At 45.2% G+C, this 19,142-nt stretch carries 21 protein-coding genes; 17 read left to right on the top strand and 4 right to left on the bottom strand.

The genetic code is table 11. From position 1 onward, the window contains the following. Positions 1-13 precede the first annotated feature (13 nt). The 12 genes from ACSFXN_RS10835 (at position 14) to ACSFXN_RS10780 (ending at position 11,658) form a co-directional block, all read left to right on the top strand. Positions 14-1,012 (top strand): D-cysteine desulfhydrase family protein, encoded by a 999-nt coding sequence (locus ACSFXN_RS10835; protein ID WP_437150126.1) that lies wholly within the window; start codon positions 14-16, stop codon positions 1,010-1,012. A 435-nt stretch (positions 1,013-1,447) separates the two neighbouring features. Continuing rightward, positions 1,448-1,813, top strand: coding sequence for a transcriptional regulator GutM (locus ACSFXN_RS10830; RefSeq protein WP_437150124.1), 366 nt, complete (start codon positions 1,448-1,450; stop codon positions 1,811-1,813). A gap of 33 nt (positions 1,814-1,846) precedes the next feature. Then, positions 1,847-2,374: a PTS glucitol/sorbitol transporter subunit IIC gene (gene srlA / locus ACSFXN_RS10825; protein ID WP_300993428.1), complete on the top strand. Its 528-nt coding sequence runs from the start codon at positions 1,847-1,849 to the stop codon at positions 2,372-2,374. Positions 2,375-2,413: 39 nt separating this feature from the next. After that, positions 2,414-3,466, top strand: a complete 1,053-nt coding sequence (gene srlE, locus ACSFXN_RS10820) for a PTS glucitol/sorbitol transporter subunit IIB (RefSeq protein ID WP_437150123.1) — start codon at positions 2,414-2,416, stop codon at positions 3,464-3,466. Between the two features lie 29 nt (positions 3,467-3,495). Beyond that, the gene (locus ACSFXN_RS10815) at positions 3,496-3,861 is read left to right on the top strand and encodes a PTS glucitol/sorbitol transporter subunit IIA (RefSeq protein WP_437150122.1); all 366 of its coding nucleotides are present in this window, start codon (positions 3,496-3,498) and stop codon (positions 3,859-3,861) included. Between the two features lie 18 nt (positions 3,862-3,879). Continuing rightward, positions 3,880-5,205 (top strand): NAD(P)H-dependent oxidoreductase, encoded by a 1,326-nt coding sequence (locus tag ACSFXN_RS10810; protein WP_437150121.1) that lies wholly within the window; start codon positions 3,880-3,882, stop codon positions 5,203-5,205. An 80-nt stretch (positions 5,206-5,285) separates the two neighbouring features. Next, on the top strand, positions 5,286-5,633 hold the full coding sequence (locus ACSFXN_RS10805) for a bh protein (RefSeq protein WP_437150120.1): 348 nt from the start codon (positions 5,286-5,288) through the stop codon (positions 5,631-5,633). A 144-nt stretch (positions 5,634-5,777) separates the two neighbouring features. Then, a complete protein-coding gene (locus ACSFXN_RS10800) occupies positions 5,778-6,761 on the top strand; it encodes a thiamine pyrophosphate-dependent dehydrogenase E1 component subunit alpha (protein WP_437150119.1) in 984 nt (327 codons plus the stop codon). A 24-nt stretch (positions 6,762-6,785) separates the two neighbouring features. Further along, the gene (locus tag ACSFXN_RS10795; RefSeq protein ID WP_437150118.1) at positions 6,786-7,769 is read left to right on the top strand and encodes an alpha-ketoacid dehydrogenase subunit beta; all 984 of its coding nucleotides are present in this window, start codon (positions 6,786-6,788) and stop codon (positions 7,767-7,769) included. A gap of 17 nt (positions 7,770-7,786) precedes the next feature. After that, positions 7,787-9,163 carry a dihydrolipoamide acetyltransferase family protein gene (locus ACSFXN_RS10790; protein WP_437150117.1) on the top strand — a complete coding sequence of 459 codons (1,377 nt, stop codon included), beginning with the start codon at positions 7,787-7,789 and terminating at the stop codon, positions 9,161-9,163. 13 nt (positions 9,164-9,176) lie between these two features. Then, on the top strand, positions 9,177-10,559 hold the full coding sequence (gene lpdA, locus ACSFXN_RS10785; protein WP_437150116.1) for a dihydrolipoyl dehydrogenase: 1,383 nt from the start codon (positions 9,177-9,179) through the stop codon (positions 10,557-10,559). 160 nt (positions 10,560-10,719) lie between these two features. Next, entirely contained in the window at positions 10,720-11,658 is a 939-nt protein-coding gene (locus ACSFXN_RS10780) for a sugar-binding transcriptional regulator (RefSeq protein ID WP_301854642.1), read from the top strand. Between the two features lie 122 nt (positions 11,659-11,780). Here ACSFXN_RS10780 and ACSFXN_RS10775 read toward each other — a convergent pair whose 3' ends face one another. After that, positions 11,781-12,101, bottom strand: coding sequence for a DUF3784 domain-containing protein (locus ACSFXN_RS10775; RefSeq protein WP_437150115.1), 321 nt, complete (start codon positions 12,099-12,101; stop codon positions 11,781-11,783). A 223-nt stretch (positions 12,102-12,324) separates the two neighbouring features. Between ACSFXN_RS10775 and guaC the strand changes: the two genes are divergently transcribed. Further along, on the top strand, positions 12,325-13,308 hold the full coding sequence (gene guaC / locus ACSFXN_RS10770; RefSeq protein WP_300989513.1) for a GMP reductase: 984 nt from the start codon (positions 12,325-12,327) through the stop codon (positions 13,306-13,308). 308 nt (positions 13,309-13,616) lie between these two features. Here the strand turns inward: guaC and ACSFXN_RS10765 are convergent, their stop codons facing one another. Then, positions 13,617-13,853, bottom strand: coding sequence for a thioredoxin family protein (locus tag ACSFXN_RS10765; RefSeq protein WP_437150114.1), 237 nt, complete (start codon positions 13,851-13,853; stop codon positions 13,617-13,619). 270 nt (positions 13,854-14,123) lie between these two features. Between ACSFXN_RS10765 and trxB the strand changes: the two genes are divergently transcribed. Further along, positions 14,124-15,074, top strand: a complete 951-nt coding sequence (gene trxB, locus ACSFXN_RS10760) for a thioredoxin-disulfide reductase (RefSeq protein ID WP_437150112.1) — start codon at positions 14,124-14,126, stop codon at positions 15,072-15,074. Here the strand turns inward: trxB and ACSFXN_RS10755 are convergent. Then, a complete protein-coding gene (locus tag ACSFXN_RS10755; protein ID WP_437150111.1) occupies positions 15,063-15,611 on the bottom strand; it encodes a TVP38/TMEM64 family protein in 549 nt (182 codons plus the stop codon). The genes trxB and ACSFXN_RS10755 overlap by 12 nt on opposite strands. 748 nt (positions 15,612-16,359) lie before the next feature. Here ACSFXN_RS10755 and ACSFXN_RS10750 point away from each other — a divergent pair. Continuing rightward, positions 16,360-16,953 carry a class I SAM-dependent methyltransferase gene (locus ACSFXN_RS10750; RefSeq protein WP_437150110.1) on the top strand — a complete coding sequence of 198 codons (594 nt, stop codon included), beginning with the start codon at positions 16,360-16,362 and terminating at the stop codon, positions 16,951-16,953. A 57-nt stretch (positions 16,954-17,010) separates the two neighbouring features. Here the strand turns inward: ACSFXN_RS10750 and ACSFXN_RS10745 are convergent, their stop codons facing one another. After that, positions 17,011-17,913 (bottom strand): aldo/keto reductase, encoded by a 903-nt coding sequence (locus ACSFXN_RS10745; RefSeq protein WP_437150109.1) that lies wholly within the window; start codon positions 17,911-17,913, stop codon positions 17,011-17,013. Positions 17,914-17,993: 80 nt separating this feature from the next. Between ACSFXN_RS10745 and ACSFXN_RS10740 the strand changes: the two genes are divergently transcribed. Next, positions 17,994-18,545 carry an NUDIX hydrolase gene (locus tag ACSFXN_RS10740; protein WP_300989507.1) on the top strand — a complete coding sequence of 184 codons (552 nt, stop codon included), beginning with the start codon at positions 17,994-17,996 and terminating at the stop codon, positions 18,543-18,545. A 103-nt stretch (positions 18,546-18,648) separates the two neighbouring features. Continuing rightward, entirely contained in the window at positions 18,649-19,110 is a 462-nt protein-coding gene (gene fur, locus ACSFXN_RS10735; RefSeq protein WP_300989506.1) for a ferric iron uptake transcriptional regulator, read from the top strand. Positions 19,111-19,142: the final 32 nt, after the last annotated feature.

Here is a 19,142-nt window from a genome sequence, read left to right as displayed (position 1 = left end):
GAGGTGACATTCGTTGCATAACATACCAAAACGCTTGAATTTGGCAAATCTTCCTACTAAAATTGAAAAACTTCATCAGCTGTCTGAAAAGTTGGGAGGACCAAATATATATGTGAAACGCGATGACCAAACCGGTACTGAAGTGGCTGGCAATAAAATCAGGAAACTGGAATACAGCCTGCATGAAGCAATTAGCCAAGGAGCGGATACACTGATCACTTGCGGAGGCATCCAATCGAACCATTGCCGGACGACGGCCGCGGCAGCAGCTAAACTGGGATTGAAAACAAAGCTGGTGCTCAGAGGACAACAGCCTGCTGCCCCGGATGGCAATTTACTGCTCGATGTGCTTTTCGGAGCGGATATCCACTGGGTTACGCCGGAGGAATATAGAAATCGCCGGAATGATATTATGACGGGATTGAAAGAAGAATTGGCTCAGCAAGGGAGGCTTGCTTACATTATTCCGGAAGGTGCCTCTAATGGGATCGGAGCGTTCGGATATTATTCTGCAATGGAAGAAATCATCCAGCAGGAAAAAGAAATGGGCATCCAGTTTGATGCAGTGGTTATGGCAGTCGGTTCCGGGGGGACATACGCCGGTTTGCTTCTCGCCAAAAAAAATTTTAAGACTTCGCATGAGATTATCGGTTTTAATATCAGCGACGATGCCGAATATTTTCACCGAGCAATAATGAAGGTAGTAGAAGACGCAGAAAAACACCTGGAAAGTTCTGTTGAAATCTGCTCTAAGGATATTCGCATTATCGATGGTTACGTAGGGCTGGGATACGCCATCGGACGGCCGGAGGAAAGAGAATTCATAAAAGAACTTGCGATGCTGGAAGGCATTGTCTTGGATCCTGTTTATACCGGCAAAGGATTTTATGGACTTATTGAAGAAATAAAGAAAGGCCGTCTGGAACATTTGAATAATATTCTCTTTATCCATACGGGAGGCCTATACGGCATATTTCCTCAAGGGAAAGAATTCGCAAATCTAAATTCCTAAATTCTTTGAAAGGGGCTGTCCAATAAGTCTAATAATAGACTTATTGGACAGCCCCTTGCTTTTAATAAAGCGGAGGCTAATACTATTGCTCCTGCATTGCACCTGCATCGCTGCGCTAGCTTCGGTGCAGAAAAAACCGCCGCTGCGCTAGCTTCGTCGCAAAGGAGTTGTCCCAAAAGTAACTTGGGACAACTCCTTTTTTATGGTTATTTCCAGAAATTCCTAATACAAGGCCAGAAGCGGACTTCGCAATAAAAGTTACAAAACTTATCTCTATACTAAGAAATCATTATATTTTAAATAATTTCAATATTCTCTTAATAACTATTGATTTATGGTGAAAGCGCTTTTATAATGTAGCTAATAACATGTGTTACAGCATGGAACATATGTAAAAGGAACGGAGGGGTTCATTTGTGGGGGTGGTTTATAGTCGTGTTTGCTGGAGTTTGGCTGCTTCAAATAATGCTGACGAAAATCCAGTTGAAAAATTATCAAATGACTATTAAGAAAATGAGCAACAGGCCTTCTGGATATTTGGGGGTCGGGGTCCAAAAGCAAAAAATGGGGATTGGCGTCATTGCTATTTTGGTTACGGATGATGCAGGCACAGTAGTAGAAAGTCAATTGATGAAAGGAGTGACAGTATTCAGCCGGTTTGAGGATTTCAGTAAATACAATGGCCTGACAATGGAGGAGCTGAAAAACAGCCTGGATTACGAACCTATCGACTTAGCTTTTAAAATGGCAATCGAAAAAATCGAAATGCAAATGGAAAAGAAGATAAATCCAGCAGTATAAGGAGGATGGAAGATGAATTTTTTAGATGCAATCATGAATTTTTTAGTTAGACTCGCTGAAGGCTTTATTGGAATGTTCCAGGCAGGCGCCGATACGTTTACCGGATTGGTGACAGGAATAATTCCGTTGCTGGTTGTGTTAATCACCGCCATCAATGCACTGATCCGGTTGATTGGTGAAGAACGCATAAATCGGCTGGCACGGAAAAGTACCAAAAATATGATCTTGCGCTATACGCTGTTTCCAGTACTGGCCGTTTTCTTTTTAACCAATCCGATGGCCTATACTTTCGGAAAGTTTCTTCCGGAAAAACAAAAACCGGCTTTTTACGATTCGGCGGTTTCTTTCGTTCATCCGATTACGGGATTGTTCCCGCATGCGAATCCTGCTGAATTATTCGTATATCTCGGGATTTCCGCAGGGATTACAACATTAGGGCTGTCGCTCGGGCCATTGGCGATCCGTTACTTTTTGGTAGGTGTGATTGTCATTTTGATCCGCGGTATTGTAACGGAACTCATTACAGTCCGCATGATGAAGGCAAAAGGAATGGAAGTTTAAATTTTAGAGTTGCGCTCAGTTGAAAAGGAGGCAAGCAAAATGACAGGTACTCAAACACCATTGAATTTTAAGGCAGTTTCCGTCACAAAAGGCCGCGGAGGCTGGGGTGGCCCGCTGACGATTCGGCCAAACGAAGAACAGCGATATATCGTATCAGTTACAGGCGGAGGAATTCATCCGATAGCAGAAGAAATTGCACGTCTGACAGGCGCCGAAGCTGTTGATGGATTTAAAGGGTCTTATGCAAAAGAAACGATGGCCTGTGTCATTATCGACTGCGGTGGCACAGCGCGGTGCGGTGTTTATCCAAAAATGAATATTTTGACGATCAACGTCAATGCGACATCACCATCCGGTCCGTTAATGAAATTTATCAACGAAGAAAATTTCGTTTCAGGTGTGACCCTTTCGGACATTCGTGCAGTAGCTGCTCCTTATGAGGATCAGGACGAAGTGAAAAATGCAGTCGATGAAGTGGAAGCTCCAGCGGTCCGAAAGACGCCGCAGGAAATAAAGGAAGAAGCAAAGCGGAAAGCGGCTAAAAATTACCAGCAGCCGAAGAAAATGAATCTTATTGAACGGGTGGGCCGCGGTGCCGGTAAAGTAGTGGGTGTCCTCTACCAGGCAGGACGTGAAACAATCGATCAAGTCCTAAAAAACATCCTGCCGTTCATGGCGTTTGTCAGTATGCTGATCGGGATTATCACTTATACAGGGATTGGTGATCTCATTGCGAATTTCGTGACACCGCTTGCCGGCAATATTTTCGGATTGCTGATTCTTTCGGTTATCTGTGCTTTGCCGATTCTATCGCCGCTGCTTGGGCCGGGTGCAGTTATTGCTCAGGTAGTCGGAGTGCTGGTCGGTGTGGAAATCGGGCGCGGCAATATTCCGCCGGCACTGGCATTACCAGCATTGTTTGCCATCAATCCTCAAGTAGGGGCTGATTTTGTGCCAGTCGGTTTGACGCTCGGGGAAGCGGATCCGGAAACGATTGAAGTCGGAGTCCCGGCTGTCTTGATTTCCCGGATGATTACAGGTCCGTTGGCAGTTGTAATCGCATACTTATTCAGCTTTGGCTTATACAGTTAATCAAAGGGGGCAGTTAGGTGGAAGACGTTATGATAAAAAAATATGAAGCTAAAATAACAGAAATCGGTGAAGAAGTTGAAATCTTTGCAGAAGAGAAGATGATGGTCATATTCAATAATACCGTACCTGAAGAACTCCGTTCCTTCGCAGTAATCCATGAAAAAGCGGATCTTCTTGGCAAAGTTGAAACTGGAGACATCCTGGAAATCAACGGCGAGCGTTACAGAATTTTATTCGTCGGCAATAAAGTGAATGACACTTTACAGGACCTCGGCCACTGCACCATCTCGTTTACAGGTGATATTTCGGCTGATCTTCCGGGAACTATGTGCGTAGAAAGTAAGCCTTTGCCTGAATTGGCATTGGGTGCTGACATCCGTATTTTTAAAGTCTGACAAAGAGGAGACTGGATAATGCTTGGTATAAATAGAAAACTAGAAGAACTTGAGAAAAGCGGAACAATTATCAAGGTTGGACTGGTCGGTGCAGGACAAATGGGAAGAGGCATGGTTTCCCAGATTGAAAATATGGCTGGTATGCGGGTTGTCGTAACGGCTGATATACAAATTGATAATGTAAAAAATGCCTATTCAAAATCCGGGGTGGCAAGTTCGGATATTGTTGAGACGAATAATGAAGAAGAGGCAGCAGAGGCTGTGAAGGCAGGGAAAGTTGTAGCGACTACAGACGCTCAGCTGGTCACTTCGCTGTCAGAAGTGGATGTAGTGGTAGATGCGACTGGCGTACCGGACATCGGAGCGAAAATCGCTTGGGATGCCATTTTAAATAAGAAACACATAGTCATGCTCAATGTTGAAGCGGACGTAACGATCGGGCCGCTGCTGAAGAAAATGGCGGATGCCAGCGGTGTCGTATATACCGGGACAGCTGGAGACGAGCCGGGTGCAATCATGGAATTATATGATTTTGCAGATGCCCTTGGATTCGAAGTGGTAGCTGTTGGCAAAGGGAAAAACAATCCGCTGAATTTAGCGGCGAATCCGGACACTGCAGCAGAAGAAGCAGCAAGGAAAGGCGCCAGCCCGAAAATGCTTGCTTCGTTTCAGGACGGAACAAAGACAATGGTAGAAATGACTGCCGTAGCCAATGCCACAGGATTCCTGCCGGACAAACCGGGCATGAATGGATTTGTCAGCGATGTGAAAGGGCTTCCGGAAATTTTTAAATTGAAGGAAGACGGTGGGCAGGTTAATAATAAAAAGATTGTTGAATATATCAACGGCATTGCACCAGGTGTTTTTGTAATAGTGGCTTCAGAAAAAGATGAAGTCAATCATGAAATGCAGTATTTGAGCATGGGGGAAGGGCCTAACTACGTGCTTTACCGTCCATATCATCTAACAAGTCTGGAAACGCCGATTTCAATTGCCAGAGCCTATTTTTACAATGAAGCCACGATCGCCCCTTGGAAGGGCCTCCAGGCAGAAACAGTGACTGTAGCTAAAACCGATCTTGAAGAAGGGCAGTTCCTTGACAGCATCGGCGGTTTTACAGTTTACGGCAGTATCCTGTCTGCGGCTGAAGCGAAAGAAAAGAGCGCCTTGCCAATGGGCTTGGTTGACCGGAATGTCCAATTGAAACGCTCCATTAAAAAAGGCGAAATTATCACATATGACGATGTCGTCCAAACGAAAGAATCCACAATTTGGCGATTGCGCCGCATGCAAGATGATACATTTGCAGCGAAAACAGAAAAAGTAGAACCGGTAAAAGCATGACTTTCACCAATTACTTCGGTGATTGAAGGAACATTTTAATATCGGTTAGAACGTAAATTAACTAAACGAGAAGGTGTTCTATGATGAAAGTAAAGAAAATGGAAGCAGGATTGTACTGTGTTCACTGCAAAGAAGAAGTAAATCATGAAATAACATATATCAACAGCGACATCAAAAGCATCCGGTGCCTGCAATGCAACCGGACGAAGGAATTGAAAGTGGATCTCAAAAAAGAGTTTTACAAAGAAATCTATGAACGCATTGCAACTAAGCCTACCCGGATGACTAAAGAATACCGCAATGATTTGAGCCATTTGTTATTTTCTCTTCCTGTACGTGCCATGAAAAAGCCATACCGGATTTTAAAAGATGTGAATACATCCAGAAAAGTGATTAAAACCTATAAAACTAAAAAAAGTATAAAATAATATTTTCCTGTACAAGGGCCAGTCTTCTCCACTTAGTAGAGGAGCCTGTCCCTTTTAATTTCTTGACGAATTGACAGAAAAGTCTTATGATATTTACATATGTTACGTATGTGAACAAATGTAAAATACAGAGGAGGATTTTCAATGACTCAAACACTTAATTTACCGCCGCATGTCCAAGAAACAGATTTGGCAGGCTTGTTGAAACAAATGTGGCAAATCCGGTATTTTGAAGAGAAAGTTGATGAGTTTTTTGCTAAAGGGATGATTCATGGAACCACTCACTTGGCGGTTGGCCAGGAAGCCTCAGCGGTAGGATCGATTGCAGTATTGGAAGACCGGGACAAAATCACAAGCACTCACCGGGGCCATGGACACTGTATCGCTAAAGGAGCAGAAGTGAACCGGATGATGGCGGAATTGTTCGGCCGCACAACCGGCTATTGTAAAGGCAAAGGCGGTTCGATGCATATTGCCGATGTCGAACAAGGAAACCTTGGGGCAAACGGAATTGTTGGAGGCGGCTTTTCGATTGCTGCGGGTGCAGCTTTAACTTCCCAGATGAAAAAAGAAGGATATGTCGTACTATGCTTTTTCGGAGATGGTGCTTCAAATGAAGGCAGTTTCCATGAAGCAGTCAACTTAGCGTCTATTTGGAAATTGCCTGTTGTCTTTATTTGTGAAAACAATCAGTACGGCATGTCTGGTCCTGCTAAAGAAATGATGAATGTTGAAGACGTGGCGCAGCGGGCTGAAGCCTACGGCATCCCAGGGAAAGTAGTGGATGGCAATGATGTTTTTGATGTGATGAACGGAGTAGGGCAAGCGGTTGAGCGCGCACGAAATGGAGAAGGCCCTTCGATTGTGGAAGCGAAAACATATCGCTGGAAAGGCCATTCTAAGAGTGATGCGAAAAAATACCGGACACGGGAAGAAGAACAGGAATGGCGCGCGAAAGATCCGATTGCACGCTTGCGCGATGTGCTGATCCAAGAAGGATTGCTGACAGAAGAGGAAGCGGACCAGATCAAAGCCGATGCGAAAAAGGAAATTGAAGAGTCTGTTGAATTTGCAAAAGATAGTCCAATGCCAACACTCGATGATTTAATGGAAGACATTTACGCTTAAGACGAAGCAAAGGGGAGTAAAGCAATGAGAGAGCTAACTTATCTAGAAGCGGTCAGAGAAGCATTGAGCCAGGAAATGCGCCAAAACGACGATGTTTTCATTTTGGGAGAAGATATCGGAGTTTATGGAGGAGCTTTTGGTGTGACGCGCGGCATGATCGAAGAATTCGGTCCGGAACGGATTCGCAACACGCCCATTTCAGAAGCGGCCATTTCCGGCACAGCAGTCGGTGCAGCTTTAACTGGCATGCGGCCGATACTGGAGCTGCAATTTTCGGATTTCATCACCATTGCGATGGACAATATGGTCAACCAGGCAGCGAAAATCCGTTATATGTACGGAGGAAAAGGGAAAGTGCCAATGGTGCTGCGCACTCCGGCCGGTTCTGGAACAGGAGCGGCGGCACAGCATTCCCAAAGTCTGGAAGCCTGGATGGCACATGTTCCGGGTTTGAAAGTGGTGCAGCCTTCGACAGCGTATGATGCAAAAGGGCTGTTAAAAGCGGCAATCGATGATGACAATCCCGTCATTTTTTACGAACACAAATTGTGTTATAAAACGAAATCGGAAGTTCCTGAAGAACAATATACCATTCCATTAGGCAAAGCGGACATTAAACGTGAAGGGACGGACGTGACGATTGTCGCCACTGCCATCATGGTGCATAAAGCGCTGGAAGCGGCTGCGGAGCTTGAAAAAGAAGGCATCAGCGTGGAAATAATCGATCCTCGGACTCTCGTTCCACTGGACACTGAAACGATTATCCAGTCGGTTAAGAAAACAAGCCGCCTGATTGTGGTCCATGAAGCGGTTAAGCGTGGAGGTTTTGGCGGAGAAATTGCCAGCACAATTGCAGAAAGTGAAGCATTTGACTATTTGGATGCGCCGATAAAACGGCTGGGAGGCAAAGCTGTTCCGATTCCTTATAACCCAGAGCTTGAAAAAGCGGCAGTTCCGCAAGTCGGTGATATTGTCTCAGCAGCAAAAGAAATCTTAAACCGCCAGTAGGGAGGAGGAATAGACCGATGGCTAAAGAAATATTCATGCCGAAATTGAGCAGCACGATGGAAGTCGGGACCATGATTCAATGGTTTAAGAACGAAGGCGATTCCGTTGAAGTGGGAGAACCGCTTTTTGAAATCATGACAGACAAGATCAACATTGAAGTAGAATCCTACGAAGAAGGCATTCTGTTAAAAAAGTATTTCGAAGAAGACGATGAAGTCCCGATCAACCACGTAGTCGGCTATATCGGGGAAGCGGGGGAAAGAGTTCCAGACGATCCTCCGGGTGAATCCGGTGCTGCGGCAGAGGAAGAAGACTTAAGCGATTCCCGCCAGCCGGAAGTCAGCGATTTAAAAGAACAAGGCATCAGTGAAACCAGTGTCCCTAATGAAACAAGCGGGGCAGAGGGAGAAGCTCCGCTTGCAGAAAAGCCGCGAGCCACGCCTGCTGCACGACGAGTGGCAAGAGAAGAAAACATTGCGCTTGCAGAAGTTCCGGGGTCCGGGCCAAACGGGCGGATCCAGCAAGGAGATGTGATGGCTTTTGCTTCATCCCATACGGCACCAAAAGCGACGCCGCTCGCTAAAAAAGTGGCAGAAGCGGAAAGCGTAGAGTTGCAGGGGATAAAAGGCACCGGTTCCCAAGGGAAAATATACCGCACAGACGTCGAAGGGGCGAAACAGCCGGCACCTGTTTCAGCCGCAGCCGGCGGCAAACGCGTGAAGATGGAAGGCATCCGAAAAGTTGTCGCCCAGCGCATGCATCAAAGCAAAACAACGGCCCCTCATGTCACGTTGACTACGGAAGTCGATATGACAGAAGCAATCGGCATGCGCAAGCAATTGCTGGGATCGATTGAACAGCAGACCGGATTCCGGCTGTCTTATACCGAAATCATTTTGAAAGCTGCAGCTTCAGCGCTGAAGCTGCACCCCAATATAAATGTTTCCTTAGAAGGCAATGAAATCGTCTACCAGGAAGAAATTAACCTTGGCTTAGCTGTAGCCGTCGACAATGGATTAATGGTGCCAGTGGTTAAAAATGTGGATCAAAGAGGCCTTTCCGAATTGACTGCAGAATGCAAACGCCTTGGTAAAGCGGCGCGCGACAGCAAACTGAAGCCGGACGAAATGTCGGGTGGCACGTTCACCATCAGCAATCTGGGCATGTATGCCATTGATGCTTTTACACCAGTCATCAATCAGCCGGAATCAGCGATTCTGGGAGTAGGGCGGATCAACGAAAAGCCGGTCGGTGTAAACGGCGCCATTGAGCTTCGGCCAATGATGGTCCTCAGCTTGTCATTTGATCACCGGGTTATTGACGGCGCTCCTGCAGCGGCCTTTTTGACCGAATTAAAAGAAGTGCTTGAACATCCTTATAAATTACTGGTTTAAGGAGTAGATTTCATTGGAAAATTATGAAGTTGTGGTACTTGGAGGCGGTCCGGGTGGCTATGTAGCAGCCATTCGGGCAGCCAAGCTCGGAAAAAAGGTAGCGCTGATCGAGGCTCGTGAACTGGGAGGCACCTGTTTGAACCGCGGATGCATCCCATCAAAGACTTTGCTCCGTCATGCCGAAGTGATTGAAAACATTGAAAAAGCCAAAAGCTGGGGGATTGAAACAGGTCCGGTAACTTTTTCCCTTTCTAAAATGCTCGCCCGGAAAGACGCCGTGATCCAGCAACTCAGAAACGGCATTTCGTATTTGCTAAAACAAGGGAAGATTGAGGTTTTCAATGGATTAGGTGAAGTGAGAGCAGACCAGTCAATTTCCATTCAGCTTGCTGATAAAGAAGAAATCATCCAGGGAAAAAACATTATTTTGGCAACAGGTTCACGGCCAATTGTTCCGCCGGTTGCCGGCATTGAAGACGCAACTTATTTCACAAGTGATACGATTTTTGATATCGAGAAGATACCGGATTCTATGGTCATCGTGGGTGGCGGCATCATTGGTGTAGAACTCGCCTGCATTTTCGCCAGTTTGAATGTGCCTGTCAGCATTGTGGAAATGAGCGGCAGAATCGTTCCGAGTGAAGAGCCGGAAGCCTCCAAAGCCCTCGCGAAATCTTTAAAAAAGAAAGGGATTTCCGTTCTGACCAGCACAAAAGTGGCGAGCATTGAGCAGCAGGGAAATCAGCAGCTCGTGCATGTGGAAACTGAAAACGGCAAAAAAGAAGTGCTGGAGACAGAAGCTATCTTAATGGCAGTCGGCAGAGCGCCGAATACTTCTGCGTTTGTTGATTTGAACCTGGAAATGAACGGCCGTTTTGTCAAAGTGGATGACCGGATGGCGACAAGCAATCCGGCAATTTACGCAATCGGGGATGTAATCGGCGGCTGGCAGCTTGCCCATGCGGCGAGCGCGGAAGGGTTGATTGCCGCTTCAAACGCTGCAGGCGATAAGCAAACAATCAATTATGCGGTCGTTCCTCGCTGTGTCTACACCAGCCCGGAGATTGCCAGTGTCGGCATGACCGAAGAAGAAGCGAAGCAGCAAGGCATTGATTATAAAGTGGTGAGGGTGGACCATGCAGGCAACGGCAAAGCATTGGCGCAGGACGAAAAAGAAGGGTTTACTAAATTGATTGCCGGCACCAAATATGGAGAAATTCTCGGGGTTTTGATGGTCGGTCCGCATGTGACGGAAATGATTGCAGAGCCATCCGCTTTTATTCACTTGGAAGGAACCGTGGATGAACTGGCTTCCATGATTCATGCCCACCCGACCGTATCCGAAAGTTTATACGAAGCGGCGGCTTCCTGGCTTGGCCAAGGTGTTCACCATTAATTGCCAGAAGTGGCCTTTGCGTCCTATAATAGAAATATGCGATAGGCGATAAAGGCCTCAATTGGCGGTCGCCCCAAATTGAATCTGCTGACAAATGAAAGCGGTTCACTGGGGAAATCCATTCGCTTTTCAATTTTGATGAAAATGAGAAGGTGCAGTGATGATGAATTGGGAAGAGCGCAGGCAAATCGTAAAAGTATCGAGGCTGTATTATTTTGAAGGGCAGACACAGGCGGAAATCGCGAAGAAAATTGGCGTATCCCGGCCTGTGATTTCCAAACTATTAAACAAAGCCCGGGAAAATGGCATAGTTGAGATCTACATTAAAGATGAAAATGCGCATACAGTCGAATTGGAACATCGGCTTGAAAAAAAGTATCAGCTGAAAGAAGCAATTGTCGTACCAGCGATGGGCAGAGATTCAGAAATGGTCAAGCACTCCTTGGGGAAAGCGGCCTCTTTCTACATATCCAAAAACATCAACGGGAAAAAGTCATTGGGGATATCCTGGGGCAGCACACTGGCGAAATTCGTTCAGGAATATCCTTATGAACAGCATCAAAATCTGAAAGTTATTCCGTTGGTCGGTGGAATGGGCAGAAAGCTGGTGGAAATCCATTCTAATTTACTCGCTTATCAGCTGGCACAGAAGATGAACTCGAATTGTTCCTATTTATATGCTCCTGCGATGGTCGAGTCTGCTGAATTGAAAAAGCGTCTCGTCCAGTCTGAAGATATTGCGATGGTGCTTGAAGAAGGGCGTAATGTTGATATGGCAGTCGTCGGAATCGGCAACCCTTTCAAAGGATCCACGATGACCACCATGGAATATTTGAAAGAAGATGATCTGATTTCCTTAAAACAAGCAGGGGCTGTTGGGGATATCGGTTCACGCTTTTACGACCAAGCCGGCAACGAGATTAAGCATCCGTTGAATGATCTGGTCATCGGGCTCGATATCAACGAGTATAAACAGATTCCGGAAGTGATCGGCATCGTGGAAGGCACTCACAAAGTCGAAAGCATCAAAGCCGCATTAAGAGGCGGTTACTTTGATGTTTTGGTGATTGACGATGTGACTGCTGATTTGATTACGTAATCGATTGAGTTTGATAAAAGCTATCCAAGCAGATGATGAATAATCCTGCTCGATAGCTTTTTGTTATTTTCAGGCTTATTATATGGTTGGAGTGAAGTTTATTTCTGTTTATGAAGGTTCTCTTATTCTTTTCTAAATCTATTGCCTGTGTTCACATAAACTAATGAGAAAATAATCAATGATATAAATAACAGCATACCCATCACAAACAACTGCGGAATTTCCAGCAAATCGCTTAGAAACCACAGGAATATGCTGAAACAAATTCCATACATAATTTTTCCCATGAATTTACATACGGCCGTTTCATCGTATTGGGCTTTTTCGCTATCAGGCAGTGTATTATAGCCAGCAATGAGAAATGCCCCTTTGCCTTTCGATAATGCAATTGCAAAAATCAAGAAAGGGATCAAAAAAATTAAATTTATGAAAGCGCCTGCCATTTATGATTCATCCTCCTAAGTAAATGTCCAAGAATCTTCTATTCCGGATACGTTTCGATAGTGATTTTGGTTTCATAAATGGCACAATTGGGTCAGTATTGTCCATTTAACGATTGAAGAGAAATGAGCCTTTGACATCCAGTTTAAAATAAAGTACATTATCATATGGGCGAACAATGTAAGAAGAAACAATGTAAAATATTCGTATTTAGGGGTGTTTTAAATGGATAATGTGTTTGATTACGAAGATATTCAATTAGTTCCTGCAAAAGCAGTGGTTAACAGCCGTTCAGAATGTGATACATCTGTGCAGTTTGGCGGGCGAACATTTAAATTGCCGGTAGTGCCTGCTAATATGCAGACAATTGTCGATGAAAAAATTGCGCTATTCCTAGCAGAAAATAATTACTTCTATATTATGCACCGGTTCGAACCGGAAAAACGCTTGGCTTTTGCAAAAGATATGCAGAGCCGTGGACTGTATGCTTCGATCAGCGTGGGAGTTAAAGAAGAAGAGTATACTTTTGTCCAGCAATTGGTGGACGAAGGAGTTACGCCGGAATACATCACAATCGATGTTGCACATGGCCATTCAAATGGCGTTATCAATATGATTCAGTTTATCAAAAAACATTTGCCGGAAAGCTTTGTCATTGCGGGCAACGTAGGCACGCCGGAAGCGGTCAGAGAATTGGAGCATGCTGGTGCGGATGCGACAAAAGTAGGCATCGGACCTGGGAAAGTCTGCATCACGAAAATCAAAACCGGATTTGGAACAGGCGGCTGGCAATTAGCGGCACTTCGCTGGTGCGCAAAAGCGGCAAGCAAGCCGATTATTGCAGACGGTGGAATCCGCACTCACGGAGATATCGCGAAATCTGTGCGTTTTGGCGCTTCTATGGTCATGATCGGTTCTCTTTTCGCCGGACATGAGGAATCACCGGGACAAACAGTGGAACAAGACGGCAAGCTTTTTAAAGAATATTTTGGTTCTGCATCCGAGTTCCAAAAAGGTGAAAAGAAAAACGTTGAAGGCAAGAAAATGTACGTTGAATACAGAGGTTCGTTGAAAGACACATTAATTGAAATGGAACAAGATCTTCAATCTTCGATTTCATATGCCGGAGGAGACAAACTATCAGCAATCCGCAATGTGGATTATGTGATCGTGAAAAACTCGATTTTCAATGGCGACAAAGTTTATTGATTATAATAAATGTTTCTTTTTAAATACAACAAAAAAACAGGAAAAGGCGCAAGTTGCTGCTTTTTCCTGTTTTTTTTAATGTGTTTTAGAAAGCCTGCTGCGTTCGAGTGCATAGCCCGTACCAGTTATAGCCAATATGCCTGCAGATGCAAACATTTCATTGATCCATACGCCCTTCACACGGGGAACGAGATCCGGAAACTCTGATTCGAGTCCTTTCGCTCCTGGAAAAGCGAAACTGAGTCCTTGTGCAATTGGGTGTATCCTTTTCCATCAATTTTGAATAAACTTATCGCTTTCCTTCAAATTTATTGTTCATATTGTGAGTAATAACCCTCATACAGCTTTCTGGTTTTCTCCCTGAACTCTTCGATGTGCACAAATCGGGCATCCCTTTGCATTTCCTTTCCGTCTGCAAAAAGGATTAAAACCGGCGCAGTGAAAATAGATAAAAAGCCGGCCAGTTCCGGTATCTGTGCTGCATCCGCCTCTTTCGCCTGAATCAGCGGAAAATCTTCTAAAACTTCCTCAACCTGAGGAAGCAATGCGTGGCAGACACTTCATGAAGGCGTTAAGATGTAGAGGAAATTCAAGCCGGACCGTGTGATAAATTTTTCAGTTTCTTGTAAAGAAGCCAGTTCTTCCAACTTCTGCACCTCCGTAAACGTAATATAATCTATTTTACCCTCTTGGACTCGAACTAAGCCTGTCCTGTTTATCAGGTAAAGGAACGGGAATTTAGAAAGCAATAAGCTAAAAGCGTCGCAGCAGAAGATGTATTCAAAACAGGATTTCGAAAATTGGAGGTGCAGGGAATGGAAAGAGTCGTCATTCTAGGTACGGGGCCAGCAGGTTTGACAGCAGCGATTTATTTGGCAAGAGCTAGTATGAAGCCACTGGTAATCGAAGGAGCCGAACCGGGCGGGCAATTGATTCTGACAACAGAAGTGGAAAATTATCCAGGATATTCTGATGGGATTTTAGGGCCGGAACTGATGGATAATATGCGAAAACAGGCGGAACGATTTGGAGCACGTTTCAAAAGGGGCTGGGTCACAGAGGTTAACTTAAAGAAGAAGCCATTCAAAATAACTTTGCAAAAAGGAGAGGAAATTACGGCAGAATCACTCATCATTTCTACAGGGGCAGCTGCAAAAATGCTGGATATTCCTGGAGAAACTGAAAACCTTGGAAAAGGTGTCAGTACTTGTGCCACATGCGACGGCTTTTTCTTCCGCGACAAGAAAATCATTGTCGTTGGCGGAGGTGATTCGGCAATGGAAGAAGCCAGCTTTCTTACCAGATTTGCTTCAGAAGTAGTGATTGTCCATCGGCGGAACGAATTGAGGGCTTCTAAAATTATGCAGGACCGGGCGCGGCAAAACCCGAAAGTTTCCTGGGCTCTGGATCGTGTTCCACTCCGGATTGTAACTCAAGGCGATAAAGTCGGGGGCTTAAAGGTAAGGAATAACGAAACCGGCAATGAAGAGTTTATTGAGGCGGATGGAATATTTGTGGCGATCGGCCATTTGCCGAATTCCGCGTTCTTAAAAGGCCAGATTGAAACGGATCCGCTCGGCTATATTCAAGTTAGTCCAGGAACGACGGAAACCAGTATTGCAGGAGTGATGGCGTGCGGGGATGTCCAGGACAGCAAATACCGGCAAGCGGTAACCGCTGCCGGAACCGGCTGCATGGCCGCACTGGATGTTGAGCGTTTTCTTGAAGGGCAGGAAATTGTCGATTGGAGCCAGTCATTGCCTTGAATCAGCTGCATCTTTTTTCCGTTTTCTCATCCACATGAGGCCTGCTGCGGCTAAGACAAATAACGCAGCAGCGTATTGATAGCCAATAGGAACTAGTTGTGTGAAGCCATAAACTGCCGCCACTTCAACTAGAACAGCGGGAATTTTCCCGAGGCTGCTCGCGATAAAAAACATGGAGCCCCTGATTGGGGTTAGAGATGCGCCGGCGGTTACCAGTCCAGAAGGGATAAATGGTATCAGGCGAAACAGCAATATCCCAAAGAAAACGGTTCCCACAGACCGGCTGTGCATGAAGTGCCAAAAACGGGATTTTTTCCAAGATGGCTGAACTTTTGAAAATCCATAGCGGTATAAATAAAAACCGAGAATCGCTCCGAATATTTCGCCAAAGAGTGAGATGGCTATGCCGCCAGTTAATCCAAGCAGATTGATGTTTAATCCGGTTACTAAAAAACTCGGAATAAAGCCGATAACGCCAATTGCCAAATTTAAAGCAAGCAATGCCAAAACTTCCAAAACACTGGACAGCATGTCCATAACTTTATTCCTCCCAGTATGGCAGCTAAGGCAATCGGAAAATGCCTTTAACTTTATAAGTTAAATTAATGAAATCATCACGGCGATGCATGTGCTTGACGGCTTTTTGCGGAAACAGAAATAACCTGTACAATCAATTATAAAATACAATCCGCCATAACAGAAGAAAAGCCTACTGATTTATCAGCAGGCTTGAGCTTGTAGACAAAAGAATATGTGAGAATAACTATCAAAAACAAGGTTCTCTCCTCGGTTCCTGCGCTTCAACCGGACGCTTTCCGCGGGCTCGCGCCGAACTAACTCGGGACTGGCGCCCGAGTGGATTTCGGCACTTCGCTATTCCGCAGGAGACGCCGGTTTTCGCTGCGGAACCTGGCGTGAAGTGAAAACCGGCATCCTGGATGGAAGGGAGTCCTTGAAGTAACGCGACACCCCCAACCGATCCGGCCACGAGACTCCTGTGGGACCAGCACGAGCCGAAGACCCTGGACTGAGCGAAGCGAAGGAAGCGGCTGAGGCCGTGCCCACGGAAAGCGAAGTGGCCGGACCGGTTGGGGTTTATACCGTCTTATTCATTTCAAGCACACTTTGTCTACATTATGAAGCCTACTGATTTATCAGCAGGCTTTTTCAACTTAAACAGAAATCTGGCACTTCCATATTAATCGAGAAGCTATTAAAAGACAGAAACAACGGGTATAAAAAGAGAAAGTGAAGCAGGTGGAATTTGAAAAAAGGAGGCAATAAAGTGGCAAACTGGTTCCCGAAAGTTTACGATAGTGCAATGAAACCGCTGGAAAAAATCCGTATCAGCCAGTTAAGGGAAGCAATTATTGGAAAGGCACACGGCCGTGTGCTGGAAATTGGTTCAGGTACTGGAGCCAACTTTCCTTTTTACAGGAATGTGATGCAGGTGGATGCCATTGAACCGAATCCGCAGATGAGCAGGCAGTCAACTCCGCAAATTGTAAAATCACATGTTCCGATTGAAATTCACACAGCAAAAGCTGAGGACTTACCGTTTGAAGACAATCTTTTTGATTCTGTAGTGGCCACGCTCGTGTTTTGCACCATTCCGGATCCGGAAAAAGCGCTTCAGGAAATCCGAAGAGTCAGTAAACCAGGTGCAGTTGTCCTTTTTCTGGAACATGTCAGAATGCCTCAATCAGCTTTAGGGAAAGCACAGGACATCATAACGCCGCTGTGGCGAAAGACATTTGATGGCTGTCATTTAAACCGCGATACGCTCGGTTTAATCAGTCAATCTCCCTTGTCGATCACTAAAGTGGATTCTTATTATAAGGGGTTTTTGCTGTCCATTGAATGCGTAAATGACAAATAAGTGAATCGATCATACGAAAACAGGCCGGCAAATTTTTAAATTGCCGGCCTGTTTTTATTATTCCCGATGCTCTTTGTACTGGTCCAATTTTGCCAGCTGTCTGGCCTGGTTGATTTGTTCAGGCGAAACAGCCGTTTCATACGCTGTCAGGGTGTCTTTGATTTGAGAAGCAGAACTCGCTCCGGCGACCACGGAAGCAACTGCCGGATTTTGCAGCACACTATGCAAAGACAAGGCATGGAGGTTGTGATGGACTTCCTGTAATTGCTGCAAAGTAGTTGTCAGTTCTTCTTCCTTGTAGGTTAAATAGCCTCCTGAATTGTAGGCACGCTTTAAGCCTTCGTTTGTCAGCAGTCCTTTTGCCAGGCTGCCGCGTGTCACGACAGAACGGCCGGCAGCACCGATTTCATCCAAATACTCTTCTGGCCGTCGGTCAAGCAAGCTGTATTGCATCATGATGGATGCAATGTCGCTGTTTTTCAAGAAACGGCGAATGACGTTCGGCCGGATCGATGAAATGCCGTAAGCCCGTATAAGCCCTTCTTTTTTCAGCAATTCGAAGGCCTCGATGGTTTCTTCCGTATTGTCGGTAACCATGCCTCCGTGCAATTGATACAAATCGATGTAATCCGTCTGAAGGCGCTTTAAGCTATTGTGGACTTGTTCAGTGATATACGATTTTGTCGCATTCCACTTTACTTCATCGGAATCTGCGCTCCACTGATTGCCGACTTTAGTGGCGATGATGACGTCTTGGCGATGTTTCTTGAGAAGCACACCGACCAGCTCTTCGTTTTTGCCCTTATTATAGAAATCCGCAGTGTCAAAATAATTGATGCCGTTCGCCACTGCTTCATCTATGATTGCGGCTGCTTGCTGTGTTTCCAGCGGCAAGGACATACAGCCGAAACCGATTTCGCTTACTTGGAGTTCGCTTTGCCCCAGAGTGTTTTTCTTCATCTTTCCACCTCATTTTAGAATGTCGTTTCTCTTATGGTATACTTTGCGGTAGAGAAATCACAAACGAAAAGAGGATTCTAATGAAAAAATTTGAAGAAAAGACAATCAGTTCCAACCGAATTTACGAAGGCAAAATCATTAATTTGAAAGTTGACGAAGTCAGCCTTCCAAATGGTCATACGTCAAAACGCGAACTTGTGGAACATCCTGGAGCTGTCGCTTTAGTGGCAATTACAGAAGACAATAAAATCATTATGGTGGAACAATACAGAAAAGCACTGGAACGCACCATTATTGAAATACCAGCAGGCAAAATTGAAAAAGGTGAAGCACCTGAATATACCGCTATGCGGGAGCTGGAAGAAGAAACCGGCTATACGGCTGATAAATTGGTATTGATCCAGTCGTTTTCCACTTCGCCTGGATTTGCGGATGAAGTGATCCATTTATATGCAGCAGAAGGATTGAAGAAATCTACATCCGGAGCGGTTCTGGATGAAGATGAATTTGTAGAGCTGATGGAAGTGACTGTAGAAGAAGCGGAACAATTGATGAAAGAGAACCGTATTTATGATGCAAAAACTGCTTTTGCCGTATTATGGGCAAAGCAGCGTTTATCAATTGAGAATTGAACGCCACCTAGTTTATAATTATTCTAAATAAAGACTAGTTATATTCCTTGTAAATGAGAACAGTCTTTTGCTATAATAAAGGCAGTTTGGGGGAGGGCGTCGCATGGAAACCAGGATTGACCGTATAAAAAAGCAATTGCATGCTGCCAGTTATAAATTGACGCCACAGCGTGAAGCGACTGTCCGAATCTTGTTAGACCACGAAGAAGACCATTTAAGTGCTGAAGATGTTTACCTGTTGGTGAAAGACATTGCACCGGAAATCGGACTGGCCACAGTGTATCGGACATTAGAGCTATTAACTGAATTGAAAATTGTCGATAAAATTAATTTTGGTGATGGAGTATCACGCTATGATTTGCGCCAGGAAGGTGCGGCTCATTTCCATCATCACTTAGTATGCATAGAGTGCGGAGCAGTAGACGAAATACAGGAAGATTTGCTTGAAGATGTGGAATCGGTCGTTGAAAAACGATGGAATTTCCAAATAAAAGACCATCGTCTTACTTTTCATGGCATTTGCTGGCGTTGCCAGGACCGCAACTCACAAGATCCAACGGAATGATTGGTGAGAAAAGGAAGGATGGCCAACTTGAG

The organism is Planococcus sp. 1R117A (assembly GCF_051417975.1).
In the GTDB taxonomy this organism is placed as follows: Bacteria; Bacillota; Bacilli; order Bacillales_A; family Planococcaceae; genus Planococcus; species Planococcus shenhongbingii.
Note: the sequence above shows the minus strand (reverse complement) of the source record. Positions and strands in the feature narration are given on the sequence as shown.